This is a genomic window from Providencia sp. 2024EL-00732 (assembly GCF_044006275.1).
In the GTDB taxonomy this organism is placed as follows: domain Bacteria; phylum Pseudomonadota; class Gammaproteobacteria; order Enterobacterales; family Enterobacteriaceae; genus Providencia; species Providencia huashanensis.
In genome coordinates, this window is sequence record NZ_JBIPDG010000019.1 from 20,808 (window position 1) to 47,115 (window position 26,308).

General features: G+C 35.4%; 32 protein-coding genes. 27 read left to right on the plus strand and 5 right to left on the minus strand.

Annotation, left to right across the window (positions count from 1 at the left end):
* Positions 1 to 78 precede the first annotated feature (78 nt).
* The gene (locus ACHB7C_RS19650) at positions 79 to 1,278 is read right to left on the minus strand and encodes a DUF3560 domain-containing protein (RefSeq protein ID WP_395348311.1); all 1,200 of its coding nucleotides are present in this window, start codon (positions 1,276 to 1,278) and stop codon (positions 79 to 81) included.
* 198 nt (positions 1,279 to 1,476) lie between these two features.
* Between ACHB7C_RS19650 and ACHB7C_RS19655 the strand changes: the two genes are divergently transcribed.
* From ACHB7C_RS19655 to ACHB7C_RS19665, 3 genes are all read left to right on the plus strand, one after another.
* Entirely contained in the window at positions 1,477 to 1,773 is a 297-nt protein-coding gene (locus tag ACHB7C_RS19655; protein ID WP_395348313.1) for a type II toxin-antitoxin system RelE/ParE family toxin, read from the plus strand.
* A 1-nt stretch (position 1,774) separates the two neighbouring features.
* Complete coding sequence (locus ACHB7C_RS19660) at positions 1,775 to 2,059, plus strand: addiction module antidote protein (RefSeq protein ID WP_283656983.1); 285 nt, start codon at positions 1,775 to 1,777, stop codon at positions 2,057 to 2,059.
* A 444-nt stretch (positions 2,060 to 2,503) separates the two neighbouring features.
* Positions 2,504 to 2,650: a Hok/Gef family protein gene (locus ACHB7C_RS19665; protein WP_283656984.1), complete on the plus strand. Its 147-nt coding sequence runs from the start codon at positions 2,504 to 2,506 to the stop codon at positions 2,648 to 2,650.
* A gap of 67 nt (positions 2,651 to 2,717) precedes the next feature.
* On the opposite strand, the gene ACHB7C_RS19670 is transcribed toward ACHB7C_RS19665, so the two are convergent.
* Genes ACHB7C_RS19670 through ACHB7C_RS19685 form a run of 4 tightly spaced genes read right to left on the minus strand, consistent with a single transcriptional unit; the run spans position 2,718 to position 4,742 of the window.
* Positions 2,718 to 3,053 carry a hypothetical protein gene (locus ACHB7C_RS19670; RefSeq protein ID WP_395348315.1) on the minus strand — a complete coding sequence of 112 codons (336 nt, stop codon included), beginning with the start codon at positions 3,051 to 3,053 and terminating at the stop codon, positions 2,718 to 2,720.
* A 46-nt stretch (positions 3,054 to 3,099) separates the two neighbouring features.
* Complete coding sequence (locus ACHB7C_RS19675; protein ID WP_395348317.1) at positions 3,100 to 4,137, minus strand: hypothetical protein; 1,038 nt, start codon at positions 4,135 to 4,137, stop codon at positions 3,100 to 3,102.
* Between the two features lie 24 nt (positions 4,138 to 4,161).
* Positions 4,162 to 4,497 carry an endoribonuclease MazF gene (gene mazF, locus ACHB7C_RS19680; protein ID WP_283656987.1) on the minus strand — a complete coding sequence of 112 codons (336 nt, stop codon included), beginning with the start codon at positions 4,495 to 4,497 and terminating at the stop codon, positions 4,162 to 4,164.
* Positions 4,497 to 4,742 (minus strand): AbrB/MazE/SpoVT family DNA-binding domain-containing protein, encoded by a 246-nt coding sequence (locus tag ACHB7C_RS19685; RefSeq protein WP_283656988.1) that lies wholly within the window; start codon positions 4,740 to 4,742, stop codon positions 4,497 to 4,499. The genes mazF and ACHB7C_RS19685 overlap by 1 nt, the downstream gene beginning before the upstream one ends.
* A gap of 1,122 nt (positions 4,743 to 5,864) precedes the next feature.
* On the opposite strand from ACHB7C_RS19685, the gene ACHB7C_RS19690 reads away from it, so the two are divergent.
* The 24 genes from ACHB7C_RS19690 to ACHB7C_RS19805 all read left to right on the plus strand — a co-directional run bounded on the left by ACHB7C_RS19690 (position 5,865) and on the right by ACHB7C_RS19805 (position 26,292).
* On the plus strand, positions 5,865 to 6,839 hold the full coding sequence (locus ACHB7C_RS19690) for a replication initiation protein (protein WP_395348319.1): 975 nt from the start codon (positions 5,865 to 5,867) through the stop codon (positions 6,837 to 6,839).
* Positions 6,826 to 7,623 (plus strand): GIY-YIG nuclease family protein, encoded by a 798-nt coding sequence (locus ACHB7C_RS19695; protein WP_395348321.1) that lies wholly within the window; start codon positions 6,826 to 6,828, stop codon positions 7,621 to 7,623. Before ACHB7C_RS19690 ends, ACHB7C_RS19695 begins: the two co-directional genes overlap by 14 nt.
* Before the next feature lie 152 nt (positions 7,624 to 7,775).
* A complete protein-coding gene (locus tag ACHB7C_RS19700; RefSeq protein WP_395348324.1) occupies positions 7,776 to 8,135 on the plus strand; it encodes a hypothetical protein in 360 nt (119 codons plus the stop codon).
* Positions 8,136 to 8,216: 81 nt separating this feature from the next.
* Complete coding sequence (locus ACHB7C_RS19705) at positions 8,217 to 8,513, plus strand: LuxR C-terminal-related transcriptional regulator (RefSeq protein ID WP_283656992.1); 297 nt, start codon at positions 8,217 to 8,219, stop codon at positions 8,511 to 8,513.
* Between the two features lie 165 nt (positions 8,514 to 8,678).
* The gene (locus ACHB7C_RS19710; RefSeq protein WP_395348326.1) at positions 8,679 to 9,002 is read left to right on the plus strand and encodes a hypothetical protein; all 324 of its coding nucleotides are present in this window, start codon (positions 8,679 to 8,681) and stop codon (positions 9,000 to 9,002) included.
* 63 nt (positions 9,003 to 9,065) lie between these two features.
* Positions 9,066 to 11,312: an alanine-zipper protein gene (locus ACHB7C_RS19715; protein ID WP_395348328.1), complete on the plus strand. Its 2,247-nt coding sequence runs from the start codon at positions 9,066 to 9,068 to the stop codon at positions 11,310 to 11,312.
* 88 nt (positions 11,313 to 11,400) lie between these two features.
* Positions 11,401 to 11,661: a hypothetical protein gene (locus ACHB7C_RS19720; RefSeq protein WP_395348330.1), complete on the plus strand. Its 261-nt coding sequence runs from the start codon at positions 11,401 to 11,403 to the stop codon at positions 11,659 to 11,661.
* A 247-nt stretch (positions 11,662 to 11,908) separates the two neighbouring features.
* Positions 11,909 to 12,529: a lytic transglycosylase domain-containing protein gene (locus ACHB7C_RS19725; RefSeq protein ID WP_395348332.1), complete on the plus strand. Its 621-nt coding sequence runs from the start codon at positions 11,909 to 11,911 to the stop codon at positions 12,527 to 12,529.
* Between the two features lies 1 nt (position 12,530).
* On the plus strand, positions 12,531 to 12,875 hold the full coding sequence (locus tag ACHB7C_RS19730) for a TrbC/VirB2 family protein (RefSeq protein ID WP_395348334.1): 345 nt from the start codon (positions 12,531 to 12,533) through the stop codon (positions 12,873 to 12,875).
* Positions 12,876 to 12,916: 41 nt separating this feature from the next.
* Entirely contained in the window at positions 12,917 to 13,231 is a 315-nt protein-coding gene (locus ACHB7C_RS19735; protein WP_336432731.1) for a VirB3 family type IV secretion system protein, read from the plus strand.
* Between the two features lie 4 nt (positions 13,232 to 13,235).
* Entirely contained in the window at positions 13,236 to 15,671 is a 2,436-nt protein-coding gene (locus ACHB7C_RS19740; protein WP_395348336.1) for a hypothetical protein, read from the plus strand.
* Complete coding sequence (locus ACHB7C_RS19745; RefSeq protein WP_395348339.1) at positions 15,668 to 16,360, plus strand: type IV secretion system protein; 693 nt, start codon at positions 15,668 to 15,670, stop codon at positions 16,358 to 16,360. Before ACHB7C_RS19740 ends, ACHB7C_RS19745 begins: the two co-directional genes overlap by 4 nt.
* Positions 16,361 to 16,393: 33 nt before the next feature.
* Positions 16,394 to 17,419 (plus strand): type IV secretion system protein, encoded by a 1,026-nt coding sequence (locus ACHB7C_RS19750; protein WP_395348341.1) that lies wholly within the window; start codon positions 16,394 to 16,396, stop codon positions 17,417 to 17,419.
* 20 nt (positions 17,420 to 17,439) lie between these two features.
* On the plus strand, positions 17,440 to 17,577 hold the full coding sequence (locus ACHB7C_RS19755) for a lipoprotein (RefSeq protein ID WP_283657003.1): 138 nt from the start codon (positions 17,440 to 17,442) through the stop codon (positions 17,575 to 17,577).
* A gap of 1 nt (position 17,578) precedes the next feature.
* Positions 17,579 to 18,328 (plus strand): virB8 family protein, encoded by a 750-nt coding sequence (locus tag ACHB7C_RS19760; RefSeq protein ID WP_395348344.1) that lies wholly within the window; start codon positions 17,579 to 17,581, stop codon positions 18,326 to 18,328.
* Positions 18,325 to 19,122, plus strand: coding sequence for a TrbG/VirB9 family P-type conjugative transfer protein (locus tag ACHB7C_RS19765; RefSeq protein ID WP_283657005.1), 798 nt, complete (start codon positions 18,325 to 18,327; stop codon positions 19,120 to 19,122). The genes ACHB7C_RS19760 and ACHB7C_RS19765 overlap by 4 nt, the downstream gene beginning before the upstream one ends.
* The gene (locus tag ACHB7C_RS19770) at positions 19,122 to 20,336 is read left to right on the plus strand and encodes a TrbI/VirB10 family protein (protein ID WP_395348346.1); all 1,215 of its coding nucleotides are present in this window, start codon (positions 19,122 to 19,124) and stop codon (positions 20,334 to 20,336) included. The genes ACHB7C_RS19765 and ACHB7C_RS19770 overlap by 1 nt, the downstream gene beginning before the upstream one ends.
* Positions 20,337 to 20,384: 48 nt before the next feature.
* Positions 20,385 to 21,407 (plus strand): P-type DNA transfer ATPase VirB11, encoded by a 1,023-nt coding sequence (gene virB11, locus ACHB7C_RS19775; protein WP_395348348.1) that lies wholly within the window; start codon positions 20,385 to 20,387, stop codon positions 21,405 to 21,407.
* Positions 21,408 to 21,548: 141 nt separating this feature from the next.
* On the plus strand, positions 21,549 to 23,588 hold the full coding sequence (locus ACHB7C_RS19780; RefSeq protein ID WP_395348350.1) for a type IV secretory system conjugative DNA transfer family protein: 2,040 nt from the start codon (positions 21,549 to 21,551) through the stop codon (positions 23,586 to 23,588).
* Between the two features lie 8 nt (positions 23,589 to 23,596).
* A complete protein-coding gene (locus tag ACHB7C_RS19785; protein ID WP_395348351.1) occupies positions 23,597 to 24,130 on the plus strand; it encodes a hypothetical protein in 534 nt (177 codons plus the stop codon).
* A 57-nt stretch (positions 24,131 to 24,187) separates the two neighbouring features.
* Positions 24,188 to 24,781 carry a hypothetical protein gene (locus ACHB7C_RS19790; protein ID WP_395348353.1) on the plus strand — a complete coding sequence of 198 codons (594 nt, stop codon included), beginning with the start codon at positions 24,188 to 24,190 and terminating at the stop codon, positions 24,779 to 24,781.
* Positions 24,781 to 25,173, plus strand: a complete 393-nt coding sequence (locus tag ACHB7C_RS19795; RefSeq protein WP_395348355.1) for a hypothetical protein — start codon at positions 24,781 to 24,783, stop codon at positions 25,171 to 25,173. The genes ACHB7C_RS19790 and ACHB7C_RS19795 overlap by 1 nt, the downstream gene beginning before the upstream one ends.
* Entirely contained in the window at positions 25,170 to 25,616 is a 447-nt protein-coding gene (locus ACHB7C_RS19800) for a hypothetical protein (protein ID WP_395348357.1), read from the plus strand. The genes ACHB7C_RS19795 and ACHB7C_RS19800 overlap by 4 nt, the downstream gene beginning before the upstream one ends.
* 91 nt (positions 25,617 to 25,707) lie before the next feature.
* Entirely contained in the window at positions 25,708 to 26,292 is a 585-nt protein-coding gene (locus ACHB7C_RS19805; RefSeq protein WP_395348359.1) for a DUF6012 family protein, read from the plus strand.
* The last annotated feature ends 16 nt before the right edge of the window (positions 26,293 to 26,308 follow it).

Sequence of the window (26,308 nt, forward strand, 5' to 3'; positions counted from 1 at the left end):
GTTAGACGGTCGAAGACAAAAGATAGGGGAAACATCAAGAAAATAAAAACCCTCATTAAAGGGCTTTTATTTTGATTATCACATACTCAATAATTGTTTTTTGATTGAGTTAGCCGCGTATAAAGCATTGTGACTTATTTTACGAATCCATGCATTATTATAGCTACTCCAATTAAAAGAATTTTCACCTAATATTTTCCTTACTTCTTTTTCTGGTTTACCATCAAAAATAAACATAATACGATTAATTTCATAATTAATTTTAAATATAAACTTATTATTTTCCTCTATTACGTTATCATTGTTTTTTATTTTTGATAAACTTTTAATTCTTTTTTTAACGCGATTAATTTCCGCGTTATTATTTTGTAATGCGTAAGGCGCAAAGCCAATTGTTCCAACAATATTACCTGTTAGTAATTCATTAATATCTTTTTCTTTAATTCCTAATTTAATTATTTCATTGTATTTTTCATCATGTGTCATTTTTTTGTTCTTAACAATTTTATTTACTGATTTCATGATTTCATGACTTTTCTCTAATCGCGTTAATTTTTTCTGTAGCTTTAAAATTGCATCGGGATCATCACTGGATATCCCCGCTTTACCTACTGATGCCGCTTTATTTTCGTAATATTCCGCCTTACTACTTTGCTCAAATGATTTTTCAAAGTTTTTTGTTATTTTAGAGCGATAATTTCTGTCGCGTCTTTCGCTGTGATGCCCTAATAAAATAGGTTGTCCAAACGGGATTGCATCAGCCATTTTGACGGCTCTAGAATAACTTACGCCACTCTGAATAGCCGCATTTCCAGCTAGTTCAAGATAACGCTCCTTACGTCTAGCTTGCTTTTCTTCGTACCAATTTAAGACTTTTTCTTCTGTCTTTGCTGCCGCTGGGTGTTCCTGTTCACTTTTTACATTTTCTTCGGTGCTAGCTGATTCTATGACTTCCGTTTTATCATCCGTTGGGCTTGTCTGTGAAATATGGAAAACGGTAGTTTGGCGTTTCTTGAATACCTTTTTAACTTCGTCGGAATCTTCTTCTTTTTTATCGACTTGAATGTAAGTGATGACTCTCACACCTTTTTCGCCTTTCTTCACAAAGCGACCTTTCGCTTTCCATGCATTAAACGTAAATACATTCACGCGAGGCTCAATATCATCTTTATCGATCCCCATTGCCATAAAGCCATTAAAAATGGTCTCATAATTGGTTTCTGATGCGTTGTTTTCTGCGCGGTCTAAAGCTTCAATTGCGATTTCTTGCTTAGTCATTTTAAAACTCCTGCCTATTGGCATTTAGTGGTAGGGAACACTCCCCGTTTCGATATAGATATTATGCCCGTTTTCGGGCGTTAATGCAAGTATTATTATCATTGAATTTTACCTTTATTAAATAAATAAACTGATAACCACAGTTGACAACCCGAGTTATAAAACTTATAATTAGTTATAGATAAGGGAGTATTCTTAATGATAGAAATTAAGCAGACTGATGAAATTGAAAAATGGTTGAATTCACTTAAAGATAAAATAGCGAAAGCTAAAATATTAATCCGACTTGAAAGAATGGCTGAGGGTAATATGGGTGACGTTCAACCAATAGGTCATGGATTATCAGAATTAAGAATTCATCAAGGAAAAGGCTATCGCGTTTATTTTGGAAATAAAAATAATCAAATCATTTTATTGCTTTGCGGAGGCGATAAAACTACTCAGCAAGCCGATATAAAAAAAGCAAAAGAATTAGCGAAGAAATGGGGGTTTTAACATGAATAAAGAATTAAAGAAGTTTGATGTTGTTGAATACTTAACAACAGAGGAAGATATTCAAGCTTATTTAAATGCAGCATTAGAAGAAGATGATAATAAATATCTTTTTCAAGCATTAGGCAATATTGCTAAAGCTCGAAATATTAGTCAATTATCAAAAGATACCGGCATGAGCAGAGAGGGGATTTATAAAGCTTTATCTGGTGAAGGAAATCCGTCTTTTAAAACTGTGACAAAAATAACGAAAGCATTAGGATTAAAAATTCAGTTTGCAGGGGCTTAAATGCCCCTTTTTTATGCCCTTTAGGGCATGTAAGGCAACCCACGAAAGCCAAGAAAAACGCCCTATGTTAATTTGCCGATAAAATCGGGGGGATTTGAAAAGAGCAGGGAACACCTCCCCGCGCTGATTAGCCGTGAGCGGAGCGAACTAAACGGGCACAGAACGCGACACAACACCATTGTCAGACGGTCGGAGACAAAAGATAGGGAAAACATCACCTAATAAATTAAACCCGTTAGAGAGTCTTACAGACCGAAAAACTGTTGGAAAGAAAAAAGATTTGTTATGCTAATCGCGGGTGCTTGATCCTGACTGGTTCAAGCATTTTGTGAGAGCCAGAAAGAAGAAAGCCCCGTTAGTTGTTTTTTAGTTCAACCAACGAGGCAAGACTCTTCACATAAGCAATGAAGATTTTGCCTCCTAATCAATTAGGAGTCAAGGAGAATGACCAAGTATGCCCTGATAGGGCTGATTGCCGTTTGTGTGACGGTGCTGTGTTTCTCTTTACTGATGCGCGATAGGCTTTGTTCTATCAGCGTGAATAGTGGAAATACAGTAGTTCAGGCTAGCCTTTCTTACGAAGAACGGTAATGCCTAGCGGGGGGATTTTTCCCCCGCACTTTCTCTTTTTTGCTTATGTTAGGCATCAAGCGCCCTTTTAATTCAAAATACATTCAATTGAGCTAATTTCTGCCTCATACTCAGGTTGCTTGTTGCTATCATTTTCATTAAGCAATGATTGGATCTTATTAATTTTTAGCGCATAAACTTTATTGATTTTTAACATTTCATCATCATTGATAATTTTATCACATTGATGACTTACCCCCGCATTAACCAATTTAGTCGCAATTCCTAAATTTTTATCCATAGCTTGTAATGTTTCTAGTTTTTGATTAACGGATTCTGTCCAATAAATTGATTTTGCATATCCCGTAATTGAAAAAAATGCTAAAACTCCCACTACGGCTAATTTTGTTTTTAAATTCCTCATCTAATTTCCTTATAAACGCTTAAAGTTATATTGTTAAAAAGTTAGTTTAATCATCTTCATCGTATTCTCTACCATTGCAAAATTCACAACCTAAATAATACGAATCGTGTTGTACATACGTACTTCTATACTGACAACAATCACATGTATTTACTTCATCAAATATTTGCAAACAATTTTTACAAATGTATTTAGAATTAAGTTCTATTACAGAATCTTCGGTCATGCATTCGCAACATCCTGTATAAACAAAATGATTATAATTATCTAGTTCATATAATGTATTGAAATATTCTTCTTTATCATTTAAATAGCCACATGATTTACATGATACGCTATCACTATAATTACTAAAATAATTTTCTGAATTACAAGAAAGGCAATTAAATTTAAAAGAAACCGTTGTTTTGTTACAAACACTACAAGAGCCATTATAAATATTTTGTATATCATTATTAAAATTGAAAACTAGTGATTTTTTATTACAATATGAGCATTGTTGTACTTCTGTGCCTTCTTTTATTATTTCATCAAGATAATTTCTAACACTGTTAAATTTTGCTTCTATATAGTATTTATTATTATTTAAAAGAAAATAATCCAGTCTATTCAATGGATTGTAGACGCCATCCGTTTTAAATAAAAACTTCCAGTTAATGATAAATGAATGTAAAGCAAACCAAGCATTAGCAAGCTCTTTTTTTGTCTCTTCTTGGGAGTTTATTATCTCGTCATTATGAAAATGAATTATTTTATTTCTATGTTTTTTGACTTTATCTAAGTGAATTAAACTATCTTTTGGAATTGGATTATTTAATATATTACCTAATATTTTTACTGTCTCATCAAATGTTATTGAGTTGAACGCCCCTTTTTTAAAAGCATTTATATTTATCTCATTTCTCTTTTTACTAGTTATAAGTAAATTCCAATGTTCATTAGCAATCGGAACTTTGAGTAAAATCTCAACACCTGTCCAGAAAGTAACTAAGGCTAGTTTTAAATCTTTTTCAATGTTATCTTTTGCATGATCTAAAAAATAAATTCCATTCTCAATCAAGCTCGTAACTGTTTCTTTATTCATATTAAATAACACACGAAATATAAATTAGCCTATCAATGCTTTTGCTTTGGCTTTTATTTCTGCCAGTTCAGATAAACTGACAGTCCCTTTTTTTGTTATTTTTCTTGCTCTCCAATCAACACAAGTCACCTGATCGGATAATGCAAAACTCTCATTTCCACTACACGATAATTCAACCTCAAAAGGATAATTTTTCCCCTTTGTAGTGCAAGGAACACAGAGCAATAACCCTACTTTGTTATTATAGGCAAATGGACTCAATACAACCGCAGGACGGTGTCCACCTTGCTCATGTCCTTCAACAGGATCTAAATTAATCCATATTAAATCACCCGAGTCAGGCACATAACGCGAAACCATTAAATTAACTCCTTACCCGTAGCTTTTCCAAAATCCATTTTTTCATGGATATTTTCTGGCGTGATATTTCCTAAAAGAAAATCTATGGAATACTCTTGCGCCTTAACAGGCGTGATGATAATCCGACCTTCTTCAACGTCTATTTCGACCGTATCATCTACATTCAGGGATGCTCGTTCCATAATGGCGACAGGCAATCTTACAGATGGACTGTTTCCCCATTTTTTTACTATCACTTGTGTCATTTTGTCTTGCCCTCTAACCGAGTATATTTACTACCAACACACCATCAGGATATCAGTATCAAACCAATGTATCAACAATGTTGATATACAATATTCATTATCTGAAATATTTCCTATAATCGATTCTGAGCAATTTTAATTGAAATTGGCTACCTAGAGTGGATGCAAGATAAAAAATCGCTTAGAGGGCGTTTGGTGAGCTTCTGTTTTGCACGAAGGGGAGGATCACAAACTGGATCGCGTTAGATCCTGTATTAGGGAGTCAGTTCTTTGCTAACCGGTTCATCGTTGCCTAATTTTTTATAAACATGTGACCACAAAGCTACGGGAAAACGGGATTTATTGGTGTTAACCTATTGAATTAAAAGTTATTAATATAGGACCACGTATTGATAGTTTTGAAGTGAAAAATATTGAAACCCTTAACCCGCACCGCTCGACGCAGGTTTGAGACCGACCAACGGGAGCGAACAAACCGAGGAAGCGGAATATCATCGATGTTGAAGAGAGCAGGGTCACTGAGTTGTTAAGGGGAAATTTATTTTAGGTGATTTTTATTTTTTGTTGTTTTTTTCTTTTTCTATAAATTCCTTTTCTATACTCCTATGTTACATAGTATATTTCCTTTCTTTTCTTATGAAATTTAAAACTATTAATTTCAATCTGTTGCAAACTTGAAGATGTACAGATTTATCAATAAAGATGTACGGATTTATCAATAAAGATGTACGGATTTATCAATGCTGTTATTTTTAAGATGTACAGATTTATCAATAAAGATGTACGGATTTATCAAAGTAGATGTACAGATTTATCAATAAAGATGTACAAATTTTCTGTGGATAACTTTACTTATCCACAAATAGACAAACCGAAGTGAAAAAATAAAATTGACATTAAAATCAATATGTTGTGATTTATTCGACTTTTTAAAATTATTTTCAATTTTAATTTTAAGGTTTTTTTTAAAAAAACTCGATCTTAATCTTGGGTTTATGGCTTGTTTGGGTTTAACCAATGATGTACAGATTTATCAATACATGTATGTACCAAAATAAAAATGTGTACATCTTTATGGAAGTGAAATATACTTTAGAAAATATGATATTTTGGGGTTGTAAAATGAAAAAGAAAGATTCGATTATTTTTACACAAGCAAATGATTTGATTGATGGTTCTTATAGCTTAACGTTACCTGAAATACGTTGGCTTTATTTAATTTTAACAAAAATAGATAGTAAAAAACCTCAACCAGAGGGTTTCTATACCGTTTATGCCAAAGAGTATATAGACATTTATGGGTTAAAAGAGATTGGCTATAAACAAGTAAAAAATGTAGTGGAATCTTTAGCATCAAAACCAGTAGTTCTTTTTTCATATAATGAAGAAAAGAAGAGAATAGAAAAAGACATTATTTACTGGTTTACTAGGATAAATCAAGGTGTTGGAGATGCATATGGTGATGTAACTGTAAAATTTTCCGAAGATGTAAGAGATTACCTATATGAATTGAAAGAATCTTTTACTCAAATAAATTTGGAAGAAATGGTTAAATTAGATTCTCCTGTTGCTTTCAGAATTTATAGTTGGCTAATGAAATATAAATTAATGAATAAAAACAAAAAGGAAAATGGTGTTATATGTACTAATCCATTAGATATTGAATGGATAAAAATCGCACTTGGTATGGATGGGCTTTATCCTAAGTATGGAGAGTTTAAAAGAAGAGTTATAGAGCCAGCAGTAACAATAATAAATAATACAACTGGTATTACAGTAACTTACAAAGAAATTAAATCAAATAGAAAAGTGGAATCAATAGTTTTTTGTTATATTGATGAAAAACTAATAGATAAAATTAAGCCTGCACGACCAAGAATGCCTAATAGACCTCGCGTAACAAAGGGGAGCGCGGCTGAGGGGGATTGGGCTAGAACATGTATAGAATTAATGAGAAACTATTTAAAAAAATTGAGAGCTTATGATCCCAAGTTAAATTTGAGTAAACCTGATTTAGAGAAAGTTTTTGCGTGGCATAAGGTTGTTGGAAATAACGTGGATAATTCATTTTGGGATAAAAATAATGAACAAAAATAACTCGAATGTGTATGTTTTGGTTTATCGAAATCTTAATGCTGTTAAGATTGGAAAAGCTGATAATGTGACTAATCGAATTCAACAGCTTTGCCATTGGGGTAAGCCAGATTTTGATGAAAGTTACATTATTCCCATTTCCAAAGAAGGCGTTTACAATCTCGAATGTGCATTGCATCTCTATTTAAAACGATTTAAAAAAGATATGAGTAAGAATCATGGTTATTCTGAATTTTTTAACCTTGATGCTTTAGATGAAATTCCTAAATTATTGAATTTTTATGGTCTTAAAAATGAAAAATTACAAACCCCATCATTAGTGGAAGAAATCGAAGTATCATTAAGAAAAAAAACAAATTCAATAAGATTTAAAAATAGAATTAATCGAGATGTTAATTTAATAAATGAAAATTTAAATATTCTAAATAATGCTAAACGTTGTTTGTATTTGATGAAGTTGAAGGGTCTAAAATGTGAAATAAATAAACATGAACTAATTATTAGTTCACCTGTATTATCTTTTATAAAAAATAAAAATTTTTGCTTTTGTGGTGTAAATGTTTTAACTATGTCTAGTAGAAAAAAAATTTATATTGATATAAATAGTGTTACTAATTCATTTAATGAAAATGGTGGTTTATTTATCCGTCAATCAGGTTTTGATTTATCTTTTTTTTATTCTATTCTTGTTGATTGTTATAATTTTCTAATCAAAGGTTTACCCAATGAATCAGAACTTCCAACCATCAAAATCAATGCAGAGAATAGATTGGAAATTATTTTTTGATTTTTAAAATGATTTTAATTCTACTCTTATAGTGTTTGTGTCTGTGAATTGAAAAAATCTGTTTCTAATGATAGCTATTTATTTGTTGATGCTATAGTGTAAGTTGTTTAAACTTAACTCAAATGACAATCAATTTTTTGAAGGGTGATTTTATGAAAAAATTAATGGCAGCAATTTTATTCAGTGTTGTGGCTTTGACAGGATGTAATGAAGGTGACAATGGAGAGCTGGCAGGGGTTTATCAAGCAGAGAATAAAGATCAAATGGTTTTATCATTTGATAAGAGCGATAAACAATATAAAGTTGATTATCGACAGTATATTGATTTATCAAAAGTAAACAAATATGCGAAACCGCAATACGCTGCTAATAGTGTAGTTGGTTTTGTAGTTAAAGATGGTGATTTTCTTGTGATGCCTTCCGAAAATAATAAGAAGGTATTTCAAGTTGAAAATACTACTTTGAAAGCCGTTTATAACAAAACAGAAAAAGTATACAAAAAAGCAGAATAATTAATCTTGTTCATTGACGTTACGCGAGAGGATTGCGCCCTCCCACGTAACTAATCATATCAACCTATGTCAGAGGTTAACATGACTGAAAATGATCGTATCCATATTAATGCATTATCGCAACTCTTTCCTGAATTGAGTCCCACGGAAGGGCGTGTCGCTATTCTTAATACTGTTATGGGGCAACCCGTTAGCGTTATTGCTAAGGAGCAGGGCGTACAAAGTGATACCGTGAAAACGCACTTTAAAAGAGCGAAACAGAAACTTAAATGTGATTCTCAGCAAGAACTGAGATCATTGATTATGCTTCGCATACTCGCGCATAACTTCATATCGACTAAAAAGGAATTAGTAACCCTAAATTTAGACAAAATTTAAATTGTAAATATTTATTACATTATTCATTGTAACTTAACTAAGCCACCGAAAAACGGTGGTTTTTTTGTTTTTGTACTTTTTTCCTGTCCCCCTAGAGGGGGACTTACAAACGCTTAAATTTCAGTATGATAGGTTAAATCTAATTACGGTTAATGAGGGTTTGTTGTGAAAAATGAAAATATAAAATGTATTAATGTTGAACTTCCTGTGAGCTTTCATCTTTGGTTAGAGCCGAGAGCAAAAAGTAACGAACGGGCTAAACGTTCAGAAATAAAAATACTTTGTGCCGAAATGATGAAGTTAAATCCTGATTTGTCGGGTATGGAAGAGTCAATTTTAGAATCCCACACGAAAAATGCGAAATGGGCATCTCTAGAATTACCACTTAGCTTTCACCTTTGGTTAGAAAATCGCGTAAAAGAAAGCGAACGCTCAAAAGCAGATGAATTGAAATTGTTGTGTTTATGGATGCAACAGCAAGAAAGTTAAATGGTTAGTCACACTGCCATGTGACTAACCGTTAGTTTAAAAACAACCCGTGAGAATTATTTAATGAAAACTAACAAATTGAATGTAGCACATTCGACACGAAATTTAAAACTAACAGCAATAGCAGCCGTTATCAGCTTGGCTTTTGCGGGAAGTGCCAGTGCTGCCTTTGAAAAATGGAACTCCCAATTGGATATTGCTCCTTTTTCCATTACTGAAGGAATCGATAAATGTGTTGATAACAGCCGTAAAGGGATCGCGATTGGTATTGGGAGCGAATCGACCTGTTCTTCTGTTTCTATTGGTGATAATGCTAAATCGGATGCGCGGGGGATTGCGATTGGACATGATTCAACTGCGGCATTTGAAAGTACTGCTGTGGGTTATGGTTCTAAAGCTACAGGAAATTATTCTTTAAGTTTGGGGCAACAATCAATTGCTTCTGGTACGAATAGTATTGCTCTCGGGCATAATGCTGTTTCTTCTCATAATAATAGTGTCGCTGTTGGTAAGGATGCAAAAACAGATCGCGAAAATTCGGTTTCTTTTGGCAGTGCTGGAAATGAAAAACAACTGACGAATGTTGCAGCAGGAACGCAAGCGAACGATGCGACTAATAAGCAACAGTTAGATATTGGGTTAGCGACTAAAGTTGATAAAGGACAAGGGCAAGGTTTAGCTGTTGGCTTAACGTCTAATGCGGATGGTAATAATATTGCTATTGGTGATAATGCAGAAGCATTGGGTGGAAATTATAATTCCATTGCGATAGGTAAAGACAGCAAGGCTACTTCATCAGGTGCTGTTGCGATCGGTGTAGGTGCTGAGGCAGGTAACTATTCAACAGCGGTGGGGATGAATGCGAATGCAGTGACGAATGCTTCTGCATTTGGCGATAGAGCCAATGCTACAGGTGAAAATTCTACTGCATTAGGTAGTGGTAGCGAAGCATCTACCTATCAATCTCTGGCGGTAGGTAATTTTACTCAAGCAACGGGTTATGAGGCTACCAGTGTCGGGGCATTATCACGTGCTTCTGGTAATTATTCATTAGCCGTTGGTACAAGGGCTAATGCTTCTGGTCAAGATAGTATTGCTTTTGGTCATAATTCGAAAGCGAGTTTTGATAATAGCGTTGCTATTGGAAAAAATAGTCAAACAGATCGCGAAAATTCAGTTTCTTTTGGTAGTGCTGGAAATGAAAAACAACTGACGAATGTTGCAGCAGGAACACAAGAGACCGATGCGGTAAATAAAAGTCAATTAGATGCTGTCGAAAATAAAGCGGATAACGCCTTAGCCACTGCGAATAACGCACAAACTAGCGCAGATGAAGCTAAAGGGCTAGCAACGACAGCCAATAATACGGCAAATGACGCAAGCGCAAAGGCAGATAATGCGTTAAATGTTGCCAATGATGCCAACCAAAAAGCCGATAATGCGTTAAATGTTGCCAACGATGCCAATCAAAAAGCCGATAATGCGTTAAATGTTGCCAACGATGCCAATCAAAAAGCCGATAACGCATTAAATGTGGCAAATGAAGCCAATACGAAAGCGGATACTGCATTAAATACGGCAAATAACGCGCAGCAATCCGCAGATGAAGCTAAAGGACTTGCAACCACTGCAACCAATACGGCAAATGAAGCCAATGCAAAAGCGGATAGTGCGCTTACTAAGGTCGATGAAGTTCATAGTATCGCGACTGAGGCTAGTACCAAAGCTGATAACGCGGTAAATACCGCAAATAATGCCAGTCAAAAAGCGGACAATGCTTATTCTCGTGCAGAACAAGCGGAAACGAATGCAAACGGTTATACCGATATGAAGATTAAAGATAACAATGTGATCATTAATCAAAATATTGAAACAGCCGCAAATACGGCTGAAAAAAACTCGAATGCTTATACCGATAGCAAAATTAAAGATAACAACGTTATCATTAATCAAAATATTGATAATTCGAAAAAAGAAGCAATTTCTGTTAGTAACCAGTATACCGATCAGCGTTTCGGTGAACTACAGGCTGACGTTAACCATAATTTCAACCGCATTGAAAATAAAGTTAATAAAAATGCTGACCGTGCGAATGCGGGGATTGCGTCCGTTTCTGCTATGGCGAGTATTCCTTACACGAATGAAAATACATTTAGTATGGGGCTTGGTTTAGGTAATTACCGTAATGGTAATGCGGTTGCTATCGGCTCTCAATATCGAGTGAGTGATAATGTTAATCTTCGGGGTTCTATTTCTTGGAATAATGAAGATAGTGCGGTCTATGGGGCAGGGGTTGCTTTTGGGTTTTAATTAAAATCATTTAAATGAGTATGGGCTTTTAACCTAAAGCCCATATTGAAATAAAACCCTCAATTATTTTATGTATAAGGAATAGATGATGAATAGTGAAAATTATAATGTTGCAATGTGGGGAATAGCTAAAGATGGTATGACAAATGTCCTCGTAAGTGGTGAGTTAGGCAGTGGTATCAGTAAAATTATGGATGAAAATCCAAGAACTGGTAAAAGTATCATCAGGATTGAAAATCCGATGAATATTTTATGTCAACCAGCATTGAATTCAACTTCTGTTATCGTTTTTAATCGGTATGAGTTAAATGAAATAACAAGAACCATAAAATCAAATAATAGATTTTAAATGATTTTAAATTGCGTCAACACCAGTTTTAAAAAATAAAATAGGCATGGTTTATAAAACCATTCAATGAAAGGTGATGTTATGAAAATTGCAAAGTCAATTTATGGGATGGTTTTATTTTTACCTTGTGTTTTTGTTTATTTCTTTTATTTGTGTTTTTCAGGATTTGCAGATGTTTTTAATGCAAGTTATCGCTATTTGATAAAAGAAATAAATCGATTTTAACTAATTATTTAAAGGTTTCATTATGCTTAAAGCAGCGGTTTTAAGCGCGTTGTTTTCACAATGTGCGCCTGATGTTAGTCCTATCACTTTACATGCGCTTGTTGGTGTTGAATCAGCGGGTAAGCCTTATGTCGTTGCAAATGTGACCGATAAAACAAGTCATTATTTTGATAAAAAAGATGATGCGATTAAGTTTGTAAATGGATTGGCAGCCAATAATAAAACGTATAGCGCGGGATTAATGCAAATCTACAGTAAGAATTTCGCAGGTTATAACTTAACGAATGAAACCGTGTTCGATCACTGTACCAATATTAAAGTAGGTGCGGATATTTTAAATAAATGTTTTGAGCGGGCATTGAAAGATAATCCAAATGATAAGCAGGGGGCATTAAGAAAAGCATTTAGTTGTTACTACTCAGGAAATATGACGAGGGGGTTTAAACAAGAATCTTGGGATGGAAAAAGTTATGTTCAACGAATCGAATTGAAGGCAGAAAAAAATTATTCTGTTCCTGAAATTCAAATCAAAAATCTGGCTAAATCCAATCAGCCAGAAAAATCTGCACCGCTAGAGCGTGAAGCGGTATTAAGTCAACATGAAAAAAATAAACATCAATGGGATGTTTTTGGAGATTATTAATATGAGTAAAGTTCGTTTTTTCGGAATTTCTTTAAATAAAGATTCAGTATTAAATTTAAATCTGTTTTTACTAACACTAGCCATCGCTATGTTAGCAATGGCAAATCCTGCATTAGCCGCAGGAGGACTCGATAATTTAAATAAAGCTACTGATGCGTTACAAGAGCTTGTTGATTGGCTTTATATCTTTGTTGGGGTCGGTGCTCTTCTTTATTTAACGTGGCTCGTTGTTATGGCTCTGATGGAGAAAAAACAGTGGAGTGATGTGTTTATGGGGATTGGTTATTGTGCCGTAGCAGGGGGAATTGTCATGGCGGGTGACTGGGGTCTTGAATTATTCAAATAATAAATTGAAAGGGGGGGACTCCCCCCTTTATGAGGTTAATCATGAGTGATTATCAAGAGAATGACGAATTGAACGATGTTTATCTATCCTATAACGGATTAAATCGTCCCGCTTTAGTGATGGGGGTTCCTATCTTATTGTTACTAGCTCTTCTTGGAATAGCCCTTATTACCGCAATCATTGGTGTGAACCTTTTTGGTTTGTTGGGGCTTGTGCCTGCTGCGTTGTGCTTTCTTTGTATTGTGGTTATTCGCTCATTAACGGAAAGCGATCCAAATGCGCTATCTGTTGTTTCATTTAAATTAAAAGGGTTCTTTTTGAAGTTAGGTAGCCCTGTATTACGTATTAAAGGGTGATGAAATGAATGTTAAAAGTATCGAAGCGGATAAATTTATTCCTGAATACAACTTTCATGTTGATGAAAATATTGTTTATCTTTCAACAGGAAAATTAATTGCTCCCTTATTTATTGAAGGTTTTCCTTTCGAATCTCTTAATGATAATGAAATTGTGAATAAATTTAATGATTTTTCACAGTTTCTTATGGGATTAGGAAAACAAGGTGATTTATTTGTCTGGTCTCACATCATCAAACGTAAAATGACGGTAGATCATATCTATAAATTTAAAAATAATCCTTTTTTACAGGGGTTTGCTGATAAATACGTTGATTCACTCCTTCAAGGTGATTTTTTTAGAACCGATTATATTTTAACGTTAGGTATCTCTGTTAAGCCCGATAAAGGCAGCGTGTATGATGGTATAGAACGATTAAATGAAATGATTCAGCAAACTCAAGCCACATTAAATGGAATGCAGGTTGTTCCTTTTGGGGTTAAATCGTCGTATTTAAGTGAGATTGCGGGCGATTATTTATCTTACATTGTTAATCATGAACCAACAGCAATTCCTTTGTCTGGTTCACGCATAAAAAATACGATTACCAATAGTGATATTTTCTTTGGTTTTGATGTGGGTGAAATTAGACCGAGAGAGTCAAATAATAGTGTTTATTGCACTAACTACGTGGTTAAAGATTTTCCGCGTGGAACAAAAATCGGTCAGTGGGATTTTTTGTTAAAACTGCCTTACGAGTTTATTCTCACACAATCTTTTATTGCTGAACCCCCAACAAAGAGTATCAAAAAGATTGATTCTCAATTGAATCAGTTGAGTTCGTCTCAAGATGCAGGTGTTACACAACAAGAAGAACTGTTGTTAGGGCAAGAAGGGGTTACTTCGGGTTCTACGCTATTTGGTTCTTATCATTCAGTCTTAACCGTATTTGGTCAAACAGTCGAAAAAGCAAAAGATAATGGAATTAAAGTCGCGGCTGAGTTTTTAACAAGTGGGAAAGGGTTTCGTTTTATTAAATCAACGAATGAAGCTCCTTTTACGTATTTTTCGCATTTACCCATGAGTGAATATCGTCCGTTAGCCACAAAACGCACCAGTAATAACCTTGCTTGCTTATTTTCACTTCATAACTTTAGTTATGGTAAAGAAAAAGGTAATCCGATTGGTGACGGTACAGCTATTATGCCGTTAAAAAGTATTTCCGATACTCTCTATTTTTTTAATACGCATTTTAGCGATTTAAATAAAGATGTTAGGGGACAATTGATTGCTGGACACGCATTAATCCTAGGGGCTACGGGTTCAGGTAAAACAACGTTTGAAGGCACGGCGGCGGCATTTTTACAGCGTTTTGATCCTGACCTTTTTGTTATTGACTACAACCGTTCTACCGAGCTGTTTGTTCGTTCTTTTGGGGGAAGTTACTTTTCATTAAAGGAAGGGGTATTTTCAGGGCTTAACCCTTTCCAAATAGGGGATAGTGACGATGTAGAACTCATGTCGTTTTTAAAGCGTTGGGTTAAGCGTGGAGCCTTAAATAATGATGGTTCACCGTGTACAGATAGAGAATCCCAAATTTTGGATAAAGCGGTTGAAGCCGTCATGGGGCTGGCTCGTGAAGATCGTCGTTTTGGTGCGTTAAGACAAGCTGTTGCCGATGCCGATTTAGAGTTACGCTTATTAAAATGGTGTGAAGGCGGTGAGTTTGGTTGGGCGACTGACAGCGAAACGAACACTTTTAATCCTGCTGACTATCGTAAAGTTGGTTTTGATACCACCGTCATTTTAGAAAGTGTTGGCGGGCAAGATCACCCTGCTTGTGAAATGATTTTAAGTGTTTTGTTTTTCTATAAAAGTCGGATGCAAAAAAGCGGTGGGTTAATGCTAACCATCGTTGAAGAGTTCTGGAAGCCAGCGAATTTCCCAATGACGCAAGAGATGATAAAAGACATTTTGAAAGCGGGGCGTATGAAAGGGGAAATGATGTGGCTAACCAGTCAAAGCCCCGAAGATGCGGTTAATTGCGCGATTTTTGCAGCAATTGTCCAGCAAACGAGTACTAAGATTTGTTTACCGAATCCAGATGCTGAATGGGCGGGATATAAAAGTATTGGCTTAACGGCTAAGGAATTTGATTTATTAGTTAAGTTAGGCAAAGAATCTCGCAAAATGTTGATTAAACAGTCTAATAGTTCTGTTTTCGCTAAATTGGATTTATACGGCTTTGATGATTTCCTGCCTATTATTTCAGGAAGTCGAAGTGGAATTTCATTGTGTGAAAATATTAGGGCTGATTATGGTGATAACCCTAATGATTGGATTCCTGTTTTTATTCAATGTGAAAAAATTCGCAAAGATTTAATTAAAGCTGGAAATCTAAATGAATCACCAGATTCTGTTTATCAAGAATTTAAAAATCGGAAAGAGGTTGTTTTATGAAAAAGAATATCATTACATTAACGTTATTAGCGTCATTCGTCTTTTCTCCGCTTTCATTTGCAGGAGGTATTCCTACGATTGATGTTGCGGCTATCGCAGAAGCTGAAAAAATGCTTTTAGAAGCTCGTAATCAACTAAAAGAATTGCAAACTCAAGTTGCAACCGCAAAAAGTCAGTTGGATGACTTTCGAAAAGAAGCAGAGGAAACGAAAAAACGTTTAGAAGGATATACCGATTTTAGTAATATTTTCGATTCTTCAACCGAATATTTAAAAGATACATTAAATGATTTTAAATCTGATATCAAACAAGTTGAAATTGATGATTATTTGAAATCAAAAGGTGTTGACGTTCAAGATAATACGGAATTAAAAGCCGATTATGAACGTAAGGTTGAGCAAATTAAGCGTTATGAAAAAATTCAAACGAATTTAGAATCTCAATCAACTAAATTAGATAAGCTACAACGCGAATTTAGGGATGCCACAACACCACAAAAACGTGAAGAGATTTTAAATACAATTCAGCTTGAAAATCTAAAAATGCAAAATACGATGAAAACCGTTGAGCTTGAAATGAAAAAACAAGAGCAGGAGCAAGAAATAGAAAAAAAAGAAGCTGTAGTTAAATATTTGAATTCTGAGATGGAGACGTTTAAACCTAAAGGATTTATTGATTTAACTAAATAATAAAAAGGATTATTCCTTTTTTGAGAGGTTTTTATGGATATGGGATTAGCTGAAGGGATTTTTAAATCCATTGAGGTTATATTAACTAAACAGGTAGCAGAAAATTTTAAAGCTATCTATGGCATAATATTTCCGATTTGGACTACAGGAGTTATTCTCTATTATATCGTTCAAGCGTGGGAAATCATTTACAGTGAAAAGCAAATCATTGTTAATGAGTTTGTGAAACATTTTATGGTGCTTGCGATAGTTACTGCATTTTTAGGCGCAAACTCCGTATATATTGATTCCGTTGTTCCTGCGGTTATGAATAGTGGTCAAGAAATTGCTGCAAAACTGATAAATGATGACGCATCTTCTATGGGAGGAATGATTGACCAGATGATTGACCAAATTATGTTGATTGGTCAAAAGTCTTATGAAGAGTTCCAAGATGCAAGTGGGGTTACTGATACTATAGTAGCTGGTTTACTAATGGTAAGTAAAATACTCACTTTATCTATATTTGGTGGTGCATTTGTTCTTTATGCGACTGCATATTTAATAGTTGCTATGGTCATGGTTGGGATTTTATTGTCATTAGGCGGGTTTTTTATAGCTTTTTCCGCTTTTCCTGCAACTCGACAAATGTTTACTGCATGGGTAGGAAGTTGTTTTAACTATATCTTTTTAAATATTGGATATGCAATTTTATTTGGAATTTTAATTGAGTATATAAATAAGTATATAGCTTTAAATATTTTGCCTACTGGCAGTGAAACGGGTGATAAATTTACGCAAGGCGTTTGGTCTGCTTTTATTATTTGTATCGTGTTTGCTATTGGAGTCTTTTTGATTCAACAGGTTGCTACGTTAATGAGTATTTTAACGGGGGGCGTGGGGATTAATGGATTAACAGGCGCAACGAATTCATTTGTCAGTAAAGCGGCTGGCGCATTAGGTTTACGCGCTGCGGGTGGTGCTGCTGCGCGTGGTATTAGTCGTGCAGGTAGTGGAATATCTAATGGGGTTAAAGCGGGTTGGACATCGTTAAAGGGCGGTGGACGGATAAAGCCATAATCATTTAAATGAGGTTTAAAATGAAAAAATTATTTTTTGGGTTTGCTTTGGTTTTATTAATTTCAGGTTGTAATGCGACAAATCCACCTGATGCACCAAAAGCGAAAGGTAAATGGGTTGAAATTACAACGAACTTAAAAGAAATTCAGGCGAAATAATATGAAAGATAATGAAAACTATTTTAATCAGTCTATTGCTGAATCTACTAAAAGCCCTGCTGAAAAGTCGGATGAGAAAAGGCAGCAAAAAGAACTTTTTAAAGCTGTCGCCATGTTTGAAACAGATATTATTGAAAGTAAAAACCATAAAATTAAATGGTTAAGCTTTTTGACGGGGTTTTTACTGTTATCTGTTACTGCTTTAGCTATTGCGATTGCGAGTTTAGCACCATTGAAAACCGCGGTTCCTTATTTATTACGTGTTGATAGTACGACAGGGTATGTTGATAAGCTAGAGCCGTATAATTCAGAAACCGCAACGATTGATGAATCGGTTGTTCGCTATTTCTTGGCGAGATTTGTTGAAAATCGTGAAGGCTATGATTGGTACATGATCCAATCAATGTATGATTTTGTTGAAATGACGGCTAGCCGCCCTATTTTCGACGCGTATAAAAGTTATATGTTGAATGACGAATTAAGCCCACTGAAAAAACTTGCGAATCGCAATAAAATTCAAGTGAAAGTGAACGGTATTACTTTCTTGAATAAAGATACCGCGCAAATTCGTTTTACTAAAATGATTAGTGAATTGGATGGTAAGCCTGCGGTTGGTTATAAACCGTCTAAATGGATTGCAACGGTTACATTCGATTTTAATCGTAAAATTAAAACCGAAGAAGAGCGTTTGATTAATCCATTAGGCTTAAATATTGCGTCTTATCGGGTCGATGCCGAGGTGGTGAAATGATGAAACTAAAAACGGCATTATCTATTGCCATTTTGCTAGGGTTATCTTCACAAGCATTTTCTGCTGCTATGCCCCGTTCTAGTGGGGCAGATCCCCGCGTTCAGGAAATTTTTTATAATCCTAACAATGTCACTGTCGTTAAAGTGAAAGAAGGCGTTGCAACCTTAATTCAGCTTGAAAGTGATGAATATGTTGAGGGTAATGATTCTGCAACGGGTATGGGGTTAGGTGATCCGCTTGCTTGGAATGTCTCTGTGAGGGGGAATAATATCTTTTTACGTCCAATTGCGGCACAGCCTGACACCAATATTGCTTTAGTGACCAATAAGCGGACGTATGCTATTCAATTAACCAGTAGTGGTGAGTCCCAACCGACTTATTTATTACGTTATACCTACCCGAAAAAACCTGAGCCTGTAAAACAGACAGTTTTCTTAGGTAAAAGCAAAATTGATTTACCGTGTTTTGACGGGGGTAAAATTAATAATCGTTATCAAGTTCGTGGCGATATGACGTTAAAACCCAATGGTATTTGGGATAACGGTGAATTTACGTGTTTTAAATGGAATAACGCAACGGATTTACCTGTGGTTTATCGTGTTTTACCTGACGGTAAAGAGCATTTGGTGAATTTCCACATGGATAAAAATGTCATGGTTATTCATGAAGTCGCCCCTAAATTTGTTTTGCGCTTAGGTGAAAGCGTGATGGATGTGAAGACCGATCACACTATTCAACGCGGTTATAACTACAGTGGAACGACAACAGGCGAACAATTAGTGGAGCGTAAATAATGGGATTATTTAAACGTAAAAAAAATAGACCAATTGAAAAGCCAATAAAAAAAGAAGAACCTGTTTTAAGTGAATTAGACGGTGACCGTGGGCTTTATAATGTCAAGGGCAAAAAAGGTAAAGGCGGTAAAAAGTTCGTTTTAATCTTTATTGTTATTGGTGTTGCACTATTGGCTTTAATTGGTGGCGGTGTGACCTTTTTGAAAATGAAAAAAGAACCTGAAAAGGTTGAAGTTTCAATTTCAGATAAGGAACAGTACGAAAAAACAAATACGTCAAGTTCTGCTTTAGCACAAACAAAAGGGAAAGTTGAAAAATCGTTAGACCAAATGCTTAATGAAATTTCAACCGAAAATGAAAGCGAAAATGAGACGGTGGAAGTTGCTAAAACACGACCTCCCGAAAGTAATGCGATTGAAATTCCAGCAGAGCCTGTAAGTAGTGAAGGTCGAAATGATCGCAATAAAATACCTACGCCCGAAGAAAGACGGTTACAAGGGGAAATTCTCGTTGCTCAAAACTTTATTTCTACCCCTGAAAAACAAGAGGCTGATTTAAATAAACCTGCGGATAAACGACACGTTAAAGCGAGTGAAAATGACTTCTTAAAAGGAGCAAGCTTTGCCGATGGTAGCGTTGGGATTATTCGTGATCGGGAATATTTATTGTCTGCGGGTACATCCATGCCTTGTGTCCTCAAAACTAAAATAGTGACCTCTTACCCTGCGGTTGTGATGTGTCAGTTAACGAAAAATGTTTATTCCGACGACGGTAAGAACATTCTGCTCCGTTCTGGCGCAATGTTGCAAGGTGAACAAACGCGTGTGATGCAACAAGGCGTTGCGCGTGTGTTTGTTAACTGGTCAACCGCTAAGAGTGGCAATATTCGCGTCCGTATCGATGCACTAGGTGCTGATGGTCTAGGGGCTTCGGGTTTACCTGCATGGATTGATAGTCATTTCTGGGAGCGTTTTGGTGGGGCTATCATGCTTTCCTTTATCGATGATGCACTGGCGGCGGCTGCAAGTCATGTGAGTAAGGAAAATAGCAGTGTGACTGTTGATAATACCCGAAATACAGCGGGTAACATGGCGGAATTGGCATTAGAAAATTCAATCAATATTCCACCTACAGCGTACATCAACCAAGGTGAAATGCTGACGGTGATTGTTCCTAGAAATATTGATTTTTCCCCTGTGTACAAGGTTGAGTAATTAATAAAGGCAAGAGCTTTGCTGCTTGCCTTTTATTTTGAGGTTCCTATGACTAGAAAAGATTCAATGGTTCGAAGTTATCTTGAAAAAACGGGTATTCAAAAATATCTCGATATGGAAGGGGTATCTGAAATCATCATCAATAAACCGAATGAAATTATTTTAGAAGATAGCTCAGGTTGGCAATATTTTGAAGAAAGCGGGGCAACGCAAGAAAATTTAATGACGTTGGCAACGACATTAGCAACGTATAACAGCGCAGGGGTTATTGATTCAAAAAACCCGATTAAATCATTGGTTTTGCCTGATGGGGAACGTTCACAAATTATTATTCCCCCTGCTTGTATGGCAGGAACATTTTCAATGACTATTCGTAAACCGTCTTTAACCCGTTTTACATTGGGCGATTATGTGAAGTCAGGGCGTTTTAAAACAGCGAAACAAGCCCAAAAAGCCAATGGAGCATTAACACCACAACAACAGGAACTGTGGGAACTGTATCAAAAAGCGCAAGACAATACGGATGTATATGAAGACTTTTTCCGAAAAGGTGTTGAAGCGCGATGTAACTTTTTAATTGTTGGGGGAACGGGGTCAGGTAAGACGACAGTAGGAAAGGCTATCGCTGATGAATTTCCTCGTGATAGGCGCATTATTACGATAGAAGACGTTCATGAAATGCCTCTGCCTTATCATCGGAACCATGTGCATTTGTTTTATAAAGCAGGGGGCGTTCAACCTCGTTACTTGATTGAGTCCGCTATGCGAATGAAGCCAGACCATATCTTTTTGGCGGAATTACGTGGTGATGAAGCGTGGAGCTACATCGAGGCATTAAACACAGGGCATGAAGGAAGTATTACCACCATCCATGCGAATAACACGTATGCCTCTTTTGCTCGTCTTGCCTCGATAGTTAAACAGTCTACCGTTGGTTTGACGTTAGATATGGATTTAATCCAAAAAACGATTAAATCGAGCATTGATATTATTGTGTTTTTTAATAAAACCTATATGACCGAAGTCTATTTCAATCCTCATGAAAAAATGAAAATTTTATCTGAAATGTAATTGTGAATTGCTAGCAAAACTCAATGAGCCGGTGCATGAGCTGAGGTTAATTTGCTAGCAAATTGAAATTGGCCATCTGACCAGGATCATGCCAAATGCTAGCAAATGGGATTCTGGTGTTATTTATTCGTTGGAGTTGTCATGCCTAACAAAAAGCCTTTGTTTATTTTTTTGGCATTCTTGTTTGTCATTGTCGTTGTGGCGGGTTTTTTTACCTCCAGTATGGCATTACTTAAAATGGTTGGAATGCCGATAAATTTTGAAACAGTCAAATGGAATACCTTTATCGATACCTATCAACTTTATGTAGGACAAAAAGCGTATCAAAAATATTTATTGGTTGGCTTTGCAGGGGGAATAGCCCCCCTAGTGATTTATTTAGCATTGGTTATTTTTATTATTATTGGTTTAAAACCGAAAAAAACGTTACACGGGGCGGCTAGATTTGCCACGGATATGGATTTAGCGAAATCAGGACTATTTCCAGCTAAAAATAAAGTGAATAAAAAAGCCTCGACAGCCGTTTTAATTGGAAAAATGTTTCAAGGGCGTTATAAAGGGCAATATATTCAATACATGGGGCAACAGTTTTTAATGCTCTATGCGCCAACCCGAAGCGGTAAAGGGGTTGGTATCGTTATTCCGAATTGTCTTTATTATTTTGAATCTCTCGTTGTGCTCGATATTAAATTGGAAAACTTTATCTCTACAGCAGGGCATCGAAAAGATAAATTGAATCAAGAAGTTTATCTGTTCTGTCCTGATGGATATCTTGATAGTGAAAATATGGAGGCAATAAAAAAAACAAATGAAATGAATGGAGTTGTGTTAAAAAGCCATCGTTATAATCCGCTTTTTTATATTCGACGTGATCCGATTAATCGCTTTGGGGATTTAACAAAAATAGCCACTATTTTATTTCCTTTAACAGGAGATAAAAATGATATGTGGACGGAGTTATCTGCTAACGTTTTTAACGCTATTGTATTGTTTTTACTTGATACAGAAAGTGAAACGATTGTTCAAGATATTGAAGTTGAAAATGAAGATGGTGTTCATTATGAAGAAAGTATAAAACCAAAATACAAAGTTACTATGTCGCAAGTCTTTAACTTATCAGTTCCCAAAGACGGAACTAGCCTTGGTGATTGGTTTTTAAAAGAAATAGCAGCACGGAATACCGATGAAAATAAAGCTGAGTGGGAAAAATTCGTCGTAGAGGTTAAAAATGGGAATGATTCTGTCCCTCGACCTAAGCTTTCCTTGTTATCTAATGATACGGTTATGTTAATGCGTCAATTCGCAGAACAAAAACCAGAACAACAACAAAGTATTATGCTGACATTTAATGCCAATATGAAAATGTTTGCAAACCCGATAACAGCAGCAGCAACAGATGGAAACGATTTTGATTTACGGGATGTTAGACGTAAGCGTATGACGGTTTATTTTGGTTTAGCGCCTGCGGCATTAGAACAATATTCTCGGTTAACCAATTTATTTTTTAGTCAGTTATTAAATGAAAATGTACGAACGTTACCAGAACACGATAAAACACTTAAATACCAATGCTTAATGATGCTTGATGAGTTTACTTCTATGGGGTGTTTGGGAATCATTCAAACTTCACTGGCTTTTACAGCAGGTTATAACATGCGGTTTGTTTTTATTTTGCAAAACCAAGAGCAGTTATTTGATGAAAAAAAAGGTTATGGGAAAAATGGGGGGAACACCATTTTGAAAAACTGTGCTGTTGAATTGTTTTATCCACCAAAGGAGGTTGATGATTCTGTTAAAAAAATGAGTGAAACGTTAGGGTATTATGACATGAAAGTTATCAGTACCAGTGTAAGTAAAGGAAAGTCTTCGTCTAAATCAACAAGCACGAGCATTCAGAAACGTGCTTTGATGTTACCACAAGAGATAATTGAATTAAGAGACATTAAACACGCATCAGGAATGGCGTTACGTGAAATCGTTAAAAGTGAATTTAGTCGTCCATTTATTGCCGATAAAATTGTGTATTTTGACGAACCTTATTTTATTGAGCGTAAAAAATATGCGGAAACGCATATTCCTAATATTCCTGTGCTGAATATTGAACAAGATGCGCTTGCTCTTGCGTTGCATGAAATATTGTTACGTGATGCAAGTTTTGTTGAAGAACCTGATTTTGATTGAGAGGTTTTATGAAAATGAAAAAAATTGTGGCATTTGCAGTTATGGGAATGGTCGGTTACTTGGGGGTACTTCCTGAGAATGAAGCACAAGCCGCCAGTCAAGATGAATGTGCTATATGGTTGTGTTTACCTGCTGGATTTGGTGAGGGCTGTGGGGCGGCTCACAGCGCGTTTAAAAAGCGATTGAAAAAATTTAAGCCGCCACTACCAAGCTGGAATAGCTGTGCTGTTGATGGCGGGACAGAACCTTACGGTTATAAAACACGTTATAAGACTTATACTAATTACGGGAAAAACAAAATTTCAGATAGAAGCGGTCGCAATTGCCCTGATAATGGCGAAATCTATTGGAATGATAATCGCTATAATGGCATTGAAGCGATTTGTACAACCACTGAAATTTATACGACAACGTTTTATGATGGTTCAGGTCAGTACGTCCATGAAGAAGAACGTTGGGGGAAACCATTATCACAAACCTTAAATAAGGACTTTAAAGCCGATCGCTATCGTCCTGATAGAGAAAGCGGTAGTGAACGTTAATTTAATCTGAAGCGGGGCAACCCGCTTTTATCGATTTTTTAATTACTGGGGATTAAAATGAAATTAAATCAGATTAAAACGCTTGGGGATTTTATGTTTTACTGTAAAATGCCTTATTATTATCAAGCCAAAATAAAAAAAATGAAAGTCGGTGATACTTTTTTTATGGGGCAATATCGAGAGTTCATTGAAAATAATGATGATGAGTATGTTGCTGAGGCTTGGATTGAAAAGCATCATGGTTTTTTGGCGTTTTATGGCACTTGGACGTTTCCGTCCCGCTCTGGTTTTATTATGACTCATGGGAAGTTTAAAATTCATAAAAGTGAAATTAATTTCATTGAAGGAAATCATGAAGAGTATGAAAAGTCAGGAGTGAGGATGTTTGCATTGGTTTGTCGATATCTTCATGCGATATTAAAAAAATGCTCATATGATGAAAAAATGTTTTACATTAAAAAAGGCACATCACCTCTACTTATGGGGGTTAGAGTTGATAAAAAATTTACAGGTTATAAACGCTTGTACAACCAAGAAACGAAACGGTTTTATTCTTTAGATTATCATCGATATGTGCCAATGCCGCAATTACAAGCCATTGTAAGTGCGTCAATGGCATTAGGGTTGATTAATACAGAGCAGGAGGGATAATGCCAACTAAATTTAATCTTGAAGATTTTTGGATTATCTGTTTTTCAGTGCTTTGTGTTTGTATTTTGATTTATTCTACTATGGATTTAATCAAAATTTTGATGAAAAAAAAGGTAATGTTGAATGATTTACCATTTAAAGGTTTAGGTGTTCAAAATCAGTTTGATGAAAAAATTAAAATGATAGAGAATAAAAAAATAATTTTGTGTGAGAATCATGTTTATTTTCCTGATGGTGAATTGGTGTCATGGATTGAAGAAGGTGAACTTGATATTGAACTTTACATGTCCGAGGAGCAAATTGGGCGATTAGTGAAGCAATACATGATAAAAACTAACGGGATGCCGCTGAAAATTGTTTTTCCTGAATATGATAGGAGAGGACAAAAATGAATAGCTACGATTATAATACGACACTATTTTTCAGTCCTTTATTTAAAAACACCATTGGATTACTTCATTTGAGTGATCCTTATGATCATGTGTTGGAAAACGGTGAGTGGGTGTATCGTTATAAAGAGTTTATAATTAACGATTTAACAGTTTTGGAAAGAATTTCTTTATGCTGTGTTGAAAAAAATATAATGACTATAGGTGATATTACAAAAGAAAATTCGCGTAGATATTTTAATGGAAATTTAGAAGGGGTTGACTCCTTAAAGTCAATGGGGATTGATATTGAGAACTTTTATTACGGTGAGCTTTTCATCATCAGTTCTAATAGTGAAATTACTAATTTAAAAGAAGAAATATGCCTCTTTAAATCTCACCTTTATCGATTTTATGAAACAGATGAATTCGATGATGATGTTTCTGTTTTGTTAGGGTTAAGTTAAGCTAAATTGATTAAATACCAACCTCGAGAAAACGATTAAATTCATTTTAATGGTTTGGGTTGAGGTTAAATGAAAATATAGAGGTAATGAAATGTATTTACACATAGTTCCTGCACTGTTACATCGACTGGCAAATGAGTGTTTTTTGAAATCAATTACTATACCTGAGTTGGATTTTAATTTGACCTCGGAATCTCTTTCCACAAAAAGACCTTACCCAAATAAAACGATTTGGGTTGGAATGTTAAAAGGTAGAAAAGCCCTTGAGGGGATTTTATTAAAAACAGATAAAAAGCTAGATTGGTTTACTACGGAATACCAATGGGAAATTGATGGGCTAGGTGTAATTCAACACACTGTCACGACTTACATTGAAGATCATGATTATGATTTAGTCTCTCACAATATTCTTTTGGGCGATGGTTATAAAAACTGGGAATCTAGACGACATCAAGCTTATAAAGGTATAGCTCCGGTACATATCCAGCCCATGATGAAATCACTTTATACCCCCGATGAAAAACGAGAAAGTCATGATACATGGACAACATATGAGTGGGGGGATTTTCTAAATATGAGGGAAGAAAGTTTGCTGTTGCATTCAATTGAATCAGAAAGATTAAGTTCCCACTATTCAGATAGACTGCCAACACTTGAAAGTGCCATTAAATGTTAATTCAAATGTAAAGGCT